The 13,151-nt window shown below is 34.8% G+C and carries 11 protein-coding genes; 10 read left to right on the top strand and 1 reads right to left on the bottom strand.

What is annotated here, in order from left to right; genetic code table 11:
* Positions 1-132 precede the first annotated feature (132 nt).
* The gene (locus JO950_RS14245) at positions 133-2,223 is read right to left on the bottom strand and encodes an LTA synthase family protein (RefSeq protein ID WP_202703258.1); all 2,091 of its coding nucleotides are present in this window, start codon (positions 2,221-2,223) and stop codon (positions 133-135) included.
* Between the two features lie 347 nt (positions 2,224-2,570).
* Here JO950_RS14245 and JO950_RS14240 point away from each other — a divergent pair, with 347 nt between their 5' ends.
* The 10 genes from JO950_RS14240 to hisIE all read left to right on the top strand — a co-directional run bounded on the left by JO950_RS14240 (position 2,571) and on the right by hisIE (position 12,854).
* Positions 2,571-3,236 carry a response regulator transcription factor gene (locus tag JO950_RS14240; protein WP_202703257.1) on the top strand — a complete coding sequence of 222 codons (666 nt, stop codon included), beginning with the start codon at positions 2,571-2,573 and terminating at the stop codon, positions 3,234-3,236.
* Positions 3,237-4,637 (top strand): HAMP domain-containing sensor histidine kinase, encoded by a 1,401-nt coding sequence (locus JO950_RS14235; protein WP_202703256.1) that lies wholly within the window; start codon positions 3,237-3,239, stop codon positions 4,635-4,637. It begins immediately after the preceding gene.
* Between the two features lie 309 nt (positions 4,638-4,946).
* Positions 4,947-5,804 carry an ATP phosphoribosyltransferase gene (gene hisG / locus JO950_RS14230; RefSeq protein WP_070908082.1) on the top strand — a complete coding sequence of 286 codons (858 nt, stop codon included), beginning with the start codon at positions 4,947-4,949 and terminating at the stop codon, positions 5,802-5,804.
* A 109-nt stretch (positions 5,805-5,913) separates the two neighbouring features.
* Positions 5,914-7,206: a histidinol dehydrogenase gene (gene hisD / locus JO950_RS14225; protein ID WP_202703255.1), complete on the top strand. Its 1,293-nt coding sequence runs from the start codon at positions 5,914-5,916 to the stop codon at positions 7,204-7,206.
* Positions 7,207-7,351: 145 nt separating this feature from the next.
* Complete coding sequence (hisC, locus tag JO950_RS14220) at positions 7,352-8,398, top strand: histidinol-phosphate transaminase (RefSeq protein WP_202703254.1); 1,047 nt, start codon at positions 7,352-7,354, stop codon at positions 8,396-8,398.
* Between the two features lie 218 nt (positions 8,399-8,616).
* Positions 8,617-9,753 carry a bifunctional histidinol-phosphatase/imidazoleglycerol-phosphate dehydratase HisB gene (gene hisB / locus JO950_RS14215; protein WP_202703253.1) on the top strand — a complete coding sequence of 379 codons (1,137 nt, stop codon included), beginning with the start codon at positions 8,617-8,619 and terminating at the stop codon, positions 9,751-9,753.
* A 69-nt stretch (positions 9,754-9,822) separates the two neighbouring features.
* Complete coding sequence (hisH, locus tag JO950_RS14210; protein ID WP_202703252.1) at positions 9,823-10,416, top strand: imidazole glycerol phosphate synthase subunit HisH; 594 nt, start codon at positions 9,823-9,825, stop codon at positions 10,414-10,416.
* A 64-nt stretch (positions 10,417-10,480) separates the two neighbouring features.
* Positions 10,481-11,224, top strand: coding sequence for a 1-(5-phosphoribosyl)-5-[(5-phosphoribosylamino)methylideneamino]imidazole-4-carboxamide isomerase (hisA, locus tag JO950_RS14205; RefSeq protein WP_202703251.1), 744 nt, complete (start codon positions 10,481-10,483; stop codon positions 11,222-11,224).
* 118 nt (positions 11,225-11,342) lie between these two features.
* Positions 11,343-12,098, top strand: a complete 756-nt coding sequence (hisF, locus tag JO950_RS14200) for an imidazole glycerol phosphate synthase subunit HisF (RefSeq protein ID WP_202703250.1) — start codon at positions 11,343-11,345, stop codon at positions 12,096-12,098.
* A 153-nt stretch (positions 12,099-12,251) separates the two neighbouring features.
* Positions 12,252-12,854, top strand: a complete 603-nt coding sequence (gene hisIE, locus JO950_RS14195; RefSeq protein ID WP_305038658.1) for a bifunctional phosphoribosyl-AMP cyclohydrolase/phosphoribosyl-ATP diphosphatase HisIE — start codon at positions 12,252-12,254, stop codon at positions 12,852-12,854.
* Positions 12,855-13,151 lie beyond the last annotated feature (297 nt).

Here is a 13,151-nt window from a genome sequence, read left to right as displayed (position 1 = left end):
GACTGAGACTGAATACTGAGACTGAATACTGAGACTGAATACTGAGACTGAATACTGAGACTGAATACTGAGACTGAATACTGAGACTGAATACTGAGACTGAATACTGAGACTGAATACTGAGACTGAAAACTAACGCTGATACTTCTTCTCTTTAAGCATATAGGAAGCTGTTTGATAAAAAGAAATGGTTTCTTTTACCAGATCAGCTCTCTCTGTTTTCATCGGAGTTTCGTTGTAATCAATCTGAAATTCAGGAGCAATACCCGGTTTCGGATTAATTTGCACATTAAACTGTTTTACCTGCTGCTTAGGCGACAAAATCGTCAAAACATTGTCTTTTAGTAGTCCCATGTCCTGATAAGTAGCGATAAAAGCTCTTGGTTTATAATCCGGTTCTAAAACGTCCTGACCGAAAAACTTACTTTCGTAATTAAAATTTAATAATCCAAAGAGCGTTGGCATAACATCTATTTGCGACATTAACTGATTGTATTTTTGAGGTTTTCCATTCGGATCATAAATAAACCCCGGAATTCTATACTTATCTAAAGGAAGCTCAGTTTTTCCTGCACTTGAGGCACAATGGTCGGCTACAATAACAAAAATGGTATTCTTAAACCAAGATTGTTTGCTTGCCATTGCAAAAAATCTTTTCAACGAATAATCTGTATATTTTACACCACCTTCACGAGATTTTGCATCACCCGGAATATCAATTTTATTATTTGGATACGTAAAAGGTCTGTGGTTACTCACCGTCATAATATGATTAAAGAAAGGCTTGTTTTCCTTTTTCTCAGCATTCATAACCTTTATCGCTTTATGGTACATATCTTCATCACAAACACCCCAAACATTGGAGAAAGTAATTTCTTCAGGTGCAAAACTTGACTTGTCTACAATTTCATAACCATTTCCGGAAAAGAAATCCTGCATATTATCAAAGAAAGCATCTCCACCATACAAATATTTCACCTTATATCCTTTTTGCTTAAAAACAGCTCCGGTAGAAAATTTGTTCTTATTATCTTCTCTTTTCACAACACTTTCACCGGCAGTTGGAGGCAAGCATAAAGTAACCGCTTCCAGTCCGCGAACTGTTCTGTTTCCGGTAGCATACAAATTGGTAAAGAGAAGACTCTTTTGAGCCAAACTATCTAAAAAAGGAGTAATATTTTCCTCATTTCCATACATCTTCATAAAATCGGCACTATAACTTTCAATAGTAATCAGAACCACATTTTTATGATTTTCAAGCGAATCTCCGGTGATAGTTCTTTTAGTACTGTTTCCTTTAATAGTAGCGAACTGTTGTTTTAGTATCGCAAAAGCCTCTTCATTAGGTAACGTTTTATAAAAATCAAAGTAATCAAGCTTACTGTTCACAAATGCTAAGTAAAATTTATAGATACCGTTAGCCTGTAATTCGTTAACAAAAACATTCTTTGAATTTTCCGTTTTTGCCAACGTTGGAATCGCAATTAGTGAAACAGCAAATGCTCCAAGATAGATAGCCGTAATTTTTAGTTTCTCACTTATAGTCGGAATATGGTCAATATAGTTTCTGGACTTTTTAACAATAAAGTAAGTCACAATTCCAGTCACTAAAAATAAAGCCGAGAACAAAGGAATAACGGGATAGGACTCCATAATATTTCCTATAACCTCAGTAGTGTAAATCAAATAATTTACCGCAATAAAATTATACTTCACACCAAACTCATTCCAAAAGAAATATTCACTTAAACCATTTTGCAGAATTAGTAAAACATACAGGAACATTACAAATGCAAACAACCAATATCTGATTTTATCTCTTAACTTAGGAAGAAACAACAAAAGTGCAAAGAGAGCCATCTTAATTCCGATAAAAATCATAACAATCATTGGCAAAGCACCTCCATACTCGTCAAAGACACTTTTTCCGGAAGCTGCATAGATAAAAAGAACTGCAAAAATCCCAAGAATTATATAACCGGAAGGTTTATTATACTTAGAATTGGATATGAAAATTAGATAAAGCCATAAAAAAACACTTGCCACAACAAAAACAAAAAAATCAGAAATAAGCCCCAGGACAAAGATTTTTAAGCTTTGAATAATGGTAAATGAACTTTGTGTTATAGGATGAAAAAACAAAACAATTCTTAACAGAAAACTAACGATAAAATAAAATATCGCCAAATTGTAAATTGGGGAAAACTTTTTTGAAAGAGACATTAATAGCTTTTTAAGTTCAGAAATTATTAATTTAAAAGAGTTATTCGTTTGCTTAATATTGTAAAATTAGTAAAAATAACATACTTTTTTTAAGGATAAACAACGATTAGTCTCTTTTATAGTCAAATATGAGAATAGTACCAATTTTGACTTCTGTTTCAAGCAAAAATAATCCCATTAAACTAATTCAGAATAAAGTTATGCTTTTGCCTTTCTTAGTGTTAACTTAAGGTTTACTTAAGCAGGTTAATTTTCGGCTATTCTAATGGTATTAAATCCTTTCTGACCTCAAAAGTCTTATCTTTGAAGGTATATAATTACAGTTTAACTAAAATTACACTATTATAATGCACATTCTAATCGTTGAAGATGAGTTAGGTATTGTTCAGTTTTTGCAACAAGGTCTGCAGGAAGAAGGATACCAGATTACGACAGCCAATGATGGCTCTAAAGCTTTTGAGCTGATTCACAGCCAACACTTTGATTTGATTTTATTAGACTGGATGCTTCCTAAAATTAACGGATTAGATTTGTGCAGAGCCATTAGAGTTAAAGATCAGAAAACCCCAATTATCTTTTTGACCGCTAAAGATACTGTACAGGAAACAATAGAAGGCCTAAAAGCAGGAGCAAATGACTACATTAAAAAACCTTTTAGCTTTGAGGAATTGGTGGAACGCATCAAAATACACTTTAGAAATCAAAAAGGATCAGAAGATTTGACTTTGGGAACTATCAAAATAGATTTGTTAAAGCATACTGTTCTAAAAAACAATGGCGAAGTTGCACTGACCCAAAGAGAATTCGAACTCTTAAAATATCTTATTCAGAACAAGGGAAAAGTCTGCACACGAAATCAAATATTAAAAGATGTTTGGGAAATAAACTTCGAATACGACACTGGTGTAATCGATGTTTTTATGAATGCCATCAGAAAAAAACTCAATTTAAAAATTGAAGAAGATTATATTAAAACGATACGCGGTATCGGATATATTGCAAACGATTTATAAATGACACAACTTTCTTTTAAAAACAGAATTGCTTTAAATTATATCATTACAACGGGATTATTAATTTTAGCCGTTTTCTCCGTCATTTATTCTATTGTAAAACATACGGTTTACAGTCATATCGATGAAAAATTAAAAGTTGAAATTCAAAATCACCTCCAGGAAATTAAAGAGGTTAAGGGAAAGGTAATTTTAATTGATGAAGAAGAATGGAACGAAAGAGAGCACAACACGGTAGATGTAAATCCGGTTTTTGTAGAGTTCCTTGATCTGAATAAAAAAATCATTGAAAAAGCGCCGAATCTAAAAACCCAAACTCTTCCATTTAATGATTCTGTTGAAGATTTTGAACTCTTTGACACTAAAATGGGAGACCATGCGATCCGGCAAATTCAGGTTCCGCTTCATCTTAAGGAAAAGAAAATTGGATATGTGATTGTTGCCATGTCCCTGGCCGATTCTAAAATGGTACTGAACAACCTGTTTGATATCATGTCACTTTCTTTTTTAGGGATTTTGATCCTGTTATTTTTCATTGCCAGATTCTTTGCGGGACGAAGTATAAAACCCATCAATGAAATCATTAATACCTCAAAAATCATCACCAAAGACAATTTAAAGGCACGTATCGCATTGCCGAGAACTAAGGATGAATTGTACACGCTCTCGAAAACGATAAACAATCTTTTAAACCGAATTGAACATGCAATTGAACGCGAAAAAGAGTTTACCTCTGATGCTTCTCATGAACTCAGAACACCTCTTACTGTTATTAAAGGAACACTTGAAGTGTTAATTCGTAAACCTCGAGACAATAAGGAATACGAAGATAAAATTAACTATTGCATAAAAGAAGTCGACCATCTGAATATGCTTGTAGATCAACTGTTGTTGATGGCTCGTTTTGAAAATCAGAAGAAAAATATCAATACAGAATCTGTTTATCTAAATGCTATAATTTTAGACGTTTTCAGATTAAACTCCGAAAGAATTAACAATCAGCAGATCAAAATTAAATTTGATACTCGTCAGGATTACTATATTGAGTCGGATAATTTTTTAGTCATTACCATACTCAGAAATATAATTTCGAATGCTATTAAATATTCACACAGTGGAGGAGAGGTAACTGTTCTGCTCTCCGAAGAAAATGAAAAGACAATCTGCAGAATTTCGGATAACGGTATTGGTATTGCAAAGCAAGATTTAGACGCTATTTTTAGTCCCTTCTTCAGATCCAATTCTACAGAACATCCGGAAATTAAAGGAACCGGATTAGGGCTTTCCATCGTAAAAAGGGTAACTGAATTACTTCATATCAAGTTTAAAATGGAAAGCGAAATAGGGGTAGGTACTACCGTAATTTTATACTTTGATCAAAATAAAAAAGCACTATTGTAGATTCTGAAAGACCTGTAAAACCAAGCCTTGAAAGATTTTTTAACAATAAAACACCATTAAGTTAAAATAAAAAATGCTTTTTTATGAAAATAACTACTATATTTGCAACCGAATCAAAGAATTAAAAAACAAAACAAGACATGATTTCTAATCAATTACATCATCATCATTTTCATTATTGCTCTCAGGCGATGTGTTAATGGTATGCGTGTAAATCATCATATTTTAAAACCCGTTTGAGTACATCAAACGGGTTTTTTTATACCACTTCTTTGTACTCAGACTATTTAATTCTAAAAAACTAAAAAAATGAGTACATTAAAAATTGCAATTCAAAAATCAGGTCGATTAAACGAAGACAGCATTCAAATTCTTAAAGATTGTGGTATTTCAATCAACAACGGAAACGATCAGCTTAAAGCCGAAGCTTCCAACTTTCCCTTAGAAGTTTTATACCTTCGAAACTCAGACATTCCGCAGTATTTAATTGATGGAGTGGTAGATCTTGCTATCGTTGGTGATAATTTACTTGTGGAGAAAGGCCGACAAATCGAAGTAATTCAAAAACTGGGTTTTTCTAAGTGTAAAGTTTCTGTTGCAGTTCCCAAAACCTTTGAATACAATTCGATACAGGATTTATCAGGTTTGCGTGTTGCAACCTCATATCCTAATACCGTAAATGAGTATTTTAATTCTTTTGGACTGACAGTCGATATTCACCAAATTTCGGGCTCTGTAGAAATTGCTCCTAATATCGGACTTGCAGATGCCATTGTTGATATTGTTTCAAGCGGAAGCACCTTATTCAAAAACAATTTAAAAGAGGTTGAAGTAATTCTTAAAAGTGAAGCTGTTCTCGCTGTTTCACCAAAAGTATCACCCGAAATTCAAAAACACATTGATACTTTAAAATTCAGAATCCAGTCCGTTTTAAGAGCTAGAAACTCCAAATACATCCTAATGAACGTACCTAACGATAAAATCGAAGCAATTGGAAAAATTCTGCCGGTGCTTCGAAGCCTTACCGTTTTGCCGCTTGCACAGGAAGGATGGAGCAGCGTTCACTCGGTAATTGATAAAGACACCTTTTGGGATGTAATTGACCAATTAAAAGAGGAAGGAGCAGAAGGAATCTTAGTGTGTCCAATTGAGAAAATGGTTCTTTAAATGCACTTCGTGCGCTGTAAGCAATAAGCTTTAAGCTATATGCTGACAGATTAAAGAAAAAACAAAACTGCTTATAGCCTAAAGCTTAAAGCCTAAAGCATTAAAAAAAATGAATAAAATAAACAATCCGAAACCAGATACCTGGTCAGAAATACTAAAACGACCAACTAAAACGATCGATGATATCGAAGTTACAGTAAAGGAAATTTTTAAAGAAGTACAGAAAAAAGGAGATGAAGCTGTTGCTAAATACACTTCAATTTTTGACGGAATTGCTCTGGAAAACTATGAAGTTTCATCTGAAGAGATTCAGGAAGCCAATAGTAGCATTTCAGAGGAACTAAAAGCGGCTATTCTGTTAGCAAAAGAAAACATATATAAATTTCACAGCGCTCAAAAAACCGATAAGATCTCGATTGAAACGACTGAGGGAGTCAACTGCTGGCAGGAAAAGAGACCGATTCAAAAAATTGGCTTATACATTCCGGGAGGAACAGCACCTTTGTTTTCAACTGTTCTAATGTTGGCTGTTCCTGCCGGAATTGCAGGCTGTAAAGAAATAGTACTATGTTCTCCGCCTGATAAATCCGGGAAAATAAACCCTGCAATTCTATATGCAGCTACTTTATGCGGTGTAACCAAAATCTTAAAAGTGGGAGGGATTCAGGCCATTGCCGGAATGACATTCGGAACAAAGTCAATCCCTAAAGTATATAAAATTTTTGGACCCGGAAATCAATTTGTAACTGTGGCAAAACAGTTGGCAACTCAATTTGGAGTAGCCATCGATATGCCTGCCGGACCTTCAGAATTGTTGGTTGTGGCTGATGATACTGCTGTACCAGCATTTGTTGCCTCCGATTTACTGTCTCAGGCAGAACACGGAACAGACAGTCAGGTTATTTTGGTTTCGACTTCTAAAAGATTAATTCAAGCCGTTGAAAAGGAGATCCAGATTCAAATTGAAGAACTTCCCCGAAAAGCAATTGCCAAGAAAGCCATTGAAAACTCAAAACTAATTTATGTAGAAAACGATCAAATCGCTTTAGATTTAATTAACGAGTATGGACCGGAACATTTTATAATTTGCTCACAATATGATGATTTCTACTGTAACGGAATTATCAACGCAGGTTCTGTGTTTATAGGCAATTACACCCCTGAAAGTGCAGGAGACTATGCGTCAGGAACTAATCATACTTTACCAACAAACGGCTATGCTAAAAATTACAGCGGCGTAAACCTGGACAGTTTTGTTAAATCAATGACCTTTCAGAAAATATCTAAAGAAGGAATTCAGAAAATTGGCAGTGCTATCGAGATTATGGCTGAAGCTGAAGGATTACAAGCTCACAAGAATGCAGTTACATTGCGATTAAAGAGTTTGAAGGAAAGAGGATAGAGGCAAGAGTCAGGAATATAGAAGCAAGAATATAGAGTATAGAGCATAGAAATAAAGGACAAAGTAGTTACTGATCAGACAAAAAAGTCTACCATCTTGACTCTTGACTCTATTATCCATTCTCTAAAGAAAAAAAACAAAAAAAATGAAATTCGATATAAACACGATAACAAGAGAGAATGTAAAATCTTTGAAACCTTATTCTTCAGCACGTGATGAGTTTGAAGACTTTGATACTGCCGACATGATTTTTTTGGATGCGAATGAAAATCCGTTTCAGACTGGAGTAAATCGTTACCCTGATCCACAACAACTTTCGGTCAAAGCCATTTTAGCGAAGAATAATAAGGTAAAAGCAAGCCAGATTTTATTAGGAAACGGAAGTGATGAAGTTCTCGATTTACTATTCAGAGCTTTCTGTGAACCTAAAACAGACAATATTATTTCGCTTCCGCCAACTTATGGGATGTACAGCGTTTTGGCAGATATTAATGCCGTCGAGAACAGAGAAGTTTTACTTTCAACCGATTTTCAGCCACAAGTAGATCAAATCTTAGATGCTGTTGACGATTCTACGAAAATTATCTTTTTATGCTCTCCAAACAATCCCACGGGAAATTCATTCTCAGACGAGAGCGTTGTAAAACTACTTCAAAACTTTAAAGGTTTAGTGGTGATTGACGAGGCTTATATTGACTTTTCAAAAAAGGAAAGCTGGTTGACAGAGATAGACGAATATCCAAACTTGATCATCACGCAAACCCTTTCAAAAGCCTACGGACTAGCAGGAATCCGATTAGGAATTTGTTATGCGTCCGAAGCTGTGATTTCGGTTCTCAACAAAATAAAACCTCCATATAACGTAAACGAATTAACCCAGCAGAGAGCTATAAGTCGTTTGAATGATCCTGAAAAAATAAAAACTGAAATAGCTTCAATTATCGAACAAAGAGAAGAGCTAATTAAAGTTTTACTTGAGGTTGATTTTGTAGAAAAAGTATACCCAACAGAAGCTAATTTTGTTTTGGTAAAAGTAGACGATGCCAATAAAAGATACAATCAGTTAATTGAAAAGGGAATCGTAATCCGAAACAGAACCAGCCAACCTTTATGTGAAAACTGCCTTCGTTTGACGATTGGGATTCCGGAAGAAAATGCTGTTTTGATTAAAGAATTGAAATTATTGAAATAAAACTTAACCGCAAAGCTCGCAAAGAATTACGCGAAGTACGCAAAGTTTTCTTGCCACAGATTATATAGATTAAAAGAATTTTTATTTTGCCACAAATTTCTCGAATTTTCACTAATTCAATTCGTTTTAATTCGTGAATTCGTGGCGAAAAAATAAACACAAGGAATAAAAAAATCATTATAATCTATATAATCTGTGGCAAAACAAAAATATAAACTATGAAAAAAGTACTTTTTATCGATCGTGACGGAACGATTGTTTTAGAACCTGAAAATTACCAATTAGATGCTTTGGAGAAAGTAGAATTTTATCCAAAAGCTTTTCAATACTTAGCTAAAATTGCCAACGAATTAGATTACGAATTGGTAATGGTTACCAATCAGGACGGTCTGGGAACGGATAGTTTTCCGGAAGAAACGTTTTGGCCAACACAAAATTTCATCTTAAAAGCTTTTGAGAATGAAGGAATTAAATTTGATGCAATTTTCATCGACAGATCTTTTCCGGAAGATAATGCCCCAACAAGAAAGCCAAGAACCGGGATGCTGACACAATACATCGATAACCCGGAATATGATTTAGAAAATTCTTTTGTTTTAGGAGATCGTTTGACGGATGTTGAATTAGCTAAAAATCTAGGAGCGAAGGCTATTTTTATCAATGATAATGACGGAATCGGGAGCAATGAAATTTCTTCTAAACGGGAAGAATTAGACCAAACGATTGTGCTTCAGACAATGAATTGGAAAACGATCTATGAGTTTTTAAAGCTAGAAGCACGTTCAGCCTCGATTACACGTAAAACGAATGAAACAGACATTTTTATTAATTTAAATCTGGATGGAACGGGAAAAAGTAAAATCGAAACCGGAATTGCATTTTTTGACCATATGTTAGATCAAATTTCCCGCCACGGCCAAATGGATTTAGAAATATTGGTTAAAGGTGATCTGGAAGTAGATGAACACCACACCATTGAAGATACGGCAATTGCTTTGGGAGAAGTTTTCGCCAAAGCACTAGGGAATAAACTGGGAATCGAACGTTATGGCTTTTGTTTGCCTATGGACGATTGCCTGGCACAGGTCGCAATCGACTTTGGCGGAAGAAACTGGCTGGTTTGGGAAACCGAATTCAAACGCGAAATGGTAGGTAAAATGCCAACAGAAATGTTTTTTCACTTCTTTAAATCATTCTCAGATGGTGCAAAAGCAAACATCAACATCAAAGCTGAAGGAACGAATGAGCATCACAAAATCGAGGCAATTTTTAAAGCTTTCGCAAAAGCGATAAAAGTGGCAGTGAAAAGAGATACGGAAAAAATGATTTTACCTTCAACAAAGGGAATGTTGTAAATCGCTATAAGCTATAAGCAATAGGCAATAAGCCTAAAGCTTAAGGCTTAAAGCATAAAGCTTTTATTAATGAAAATAGTAATCATAAACTACGGTGCAGGAAACATTCAGAGCATCATGTTTGCAGTGGAAAGACTTGGTTTTAAAGCGGTTTTGAGCAATGACCCTGATGAAATTCAAAAGGCCGACAAAGTAATTTTTCCGGGAGTAGGAGAAGCAAGTTCGGCAATGACTAAACTGAAAGAAAGCGGTTTGGATTGTTTGATACCGAACTTAAAACAGCCTGTTTTAGGGATCTGCCTCGGAATGCAATTAATGTGTAATGCTACGGAAGAAGGAAATACTCAAGGTTTAGGAATTTTTAACGTAGACGTCATAAAATTTTCGTCTAATGTAAAAGTACCACAAATGGGGTGGAATCAGATTTATAATCTAAAATCTGATCTGTTCAAAGACATTGCCGAAAATGAATTTATGTATTTGGTACACAGCTTTTATGCACCAAATTGCCAATATATGATCGCAACAACAAATTATGACACAGAGTACGCATCGGCATTACAAAAAGATAATTTTTACGGAACCCAATTTCACCCCGAAAAGAGTGGTGATATTGGGGAGAAAATCCTTGAAAACTTTCTTAAACTAAATAACAAAGAATAAATTCCAAATTCCAACCACGTAAGAAAATCTAAAATCTAAAATCAGAAATCTAAAATTTAGAAAAATGAGAATAATACCCGCCATAGACATTATCGACGGAAAATGTGTTCGCTTATCGAAAGGCGATTACGACACTAAAATAATTTACAATGAAAATCCTATCGAAGTTGCCAAATCATTTGAAGCTCATGGAATCGAATACCTGCATTTAGTAGATTTAGACGGTGCAAAGTCAAGTAAAATTGTCAATTACAAAATCTTAGAGCAAATTGCGACACAAACCAGCTTACGAATTGATTTTGGAGGCGGTTTAAAATCAGATGAGGATTTAAGAATTGCTTTTGAAAGTGGGGCAAACCAAATTACAGGCGGAAGTATTGCTGTAAAAAATAAAGAAATATTCCAAAAATGGATCTCTCAATATGGTTCTGAGAAAATTATACTGGGCGCTGACGCCAAAGACGAAAAAATTGCCGTTTCGGGCTGGTTAGAAAATTCAGACGAAGATTTGATTCCGTTCATTCAGGAGTATCAAAGCAAAGGAATTCAATACGTTATTTGTACCGATATCGCCAAAGACGGAATGTTAGAAGGCCCAAGTTTTGATTTGTACGGCAAAATTTTAAAAAACTGTAATGTCAAATCGAGCGAAGTCGAAATTAAATTGATCGCATCAGGCGGAATTTCAACATTCGATGAATTACCTAAATTAGCCGAACTGGGCTGTGAAGGAACAATCATTGGAAAAGCAATCTACGAAGGGCGCATTAGCTTAAAACAATTAGAGAATTTTATAATTCGAAAATGAGATAATTGGAAAATGAGAAAATTAGATAATTTGATAATTCAAAAACAATCGTAAAAAAGAAATTATCTAATTGACTAATTATCACATTTACCAATTCCCTCATTAACACATTAAAGAAATGTTAGCAAAAAGAATCATACCCTGTTTGGATATAAAAAATGGGAGAACCGTAAAAGGGGTTAATTTCGTTGATCTCCGTGATGCAGGGGATCCTGTTGAGTTGGCAGAACTGTATTCAGCAGAAGGTGCCGATGAACTGGTTTTTCTGGATATTTCAGCCACTGAAGAACGCCGTAAAACGCTTGTTACTATGGTTCGAAATGTCGCAGAGAAGATCAATATTCCATTTACTGTCGGAGGTGGAATTTCAAGCGTTGAAGATGTTGAAATTTTACTGAACAACGGCGCAGATAAAGTTTCGATCAATTCCTCGGCAGTCAAGAATCCACAATTAATTAATGAATTGGCTCAGAAATTTGGAAGTCAGTGCGTGGTCGTCGCTATCGATGCCAAACAAATTAACGAACAATGGATCGTACATTTGGTAGGAGGAAAAGTACCAACCGAACTCAACTTATTCGATTGGGCAGTTGAAGTGGCTGCACGTGGAGCAGGAGAGATATTATTTACTTCGATGGACAATGACGGTACTAAAAACGGATTTGCGAATGAGGCACTCGCTAAACTTTCAGCACTCGTTAATATTCCGATAATTGCCTCAGGTGGCGCAGGAAATATTCAGCATTTTGTCGATTCATTTAAGAAAGGCAAAGCCGATGCAGCCTTAGCCGCAAGTGTTTTTCACTTTAAAGAGATTGAGATTAAGACTTTGAAGCAAGAGCTTAGGAATAATGGTGTTGAAGTCAGAGTTTAGAGCACAGAGAATAGAACAAAGAGAATAGACTAAAGAAAAAAAAGATTCTGGTAATCTACAATCTGATCTCTAAAGTCTAAAATAAAAAGGGCAGGATATAATTAAAAAACCAAAAGAATTCAGCAATCTAAAATCTGAAATCTAAAATCTAAAATAACTATGAACGTAGATATTAAAAGTGCACACGGATTAATTCCGGCAATCATTCAGGATGCAGAAACCAGGAATGTACTGATGCTGGGATATATGAACGAAGAATCACTTCAAAAAACAATAGAAACACAAAAAGTAACCTTTTTCAGCCGATCCAAACAAAGATTGTGGACAAAAGGCGAGGAGAGCGGTAACTTTTTAAGTCTGGTAAGCATTAAAAATGACTGCGATGGAGATACACTTTTAATCCAGGCAAACCCTGTAGGACCAACCTGTCACACAGGAGCAGACACCTGCTGGCAGGAAGAAAACAAAGAAAACTACGGTTTCATTTCTACCTTAGAAAGTACTATCAAGACCCGAAGGGAAAATGCTGATTCAGAAAAAAGTTATGTCGCTTCACTATTCGAAAAAGGAATTAACAAAATAGCCCAAAAAGTCGGTGAAGAGGCCGTTGAAGTCGTTATTGAAGCTAAAGACAATAACGATGATTTATTTCTTAGCGAAAGCGCCGATTTACTTTTTCATTACCTTATCTTATTACAAGCCAAAGGCTATCAGCTTAATGATGTTGTTGATGTTCTGAAAAAGCGTCAGAAGTAAAAAGTTTAGTTTCAGATTTCAAGTTTCAGGTTTCAAGTTTCAAGTTGTGTGAGGTAACCTGAAACCTGAAACCCGAAATTTACTCTCCAAACTTCGACTTTATTTAGTACAACAAAAAATACTATTTTAGTAGAAAATAATACTTTTATGAAACTATTTATCGGTCTACTTTTACTTTTAATACCAACGTTAAATTATGGTTACAAGAAAAATGAATTACCATATCCAATTGCTATATTAAAAGCGGATCTAATTGTAGACGGAACTATTACCAAAGTTTCTAAAAATGAATATGAA

It is taken from the genome of Flavobacterium sp. UGB4466 (assembly GCF_903469665.1).
In the GTDB taxonomy this organism is placed as follows: Bacteria; Bacteroidota; Bacteroidia; order Flavobacteriales; family Flavobacteriaceae; genus Flavobacterium; species Flavobacterium lipolyticum.
This window is presented reverse-complemented; position numbering and strand designations above follow the sequence as displayed.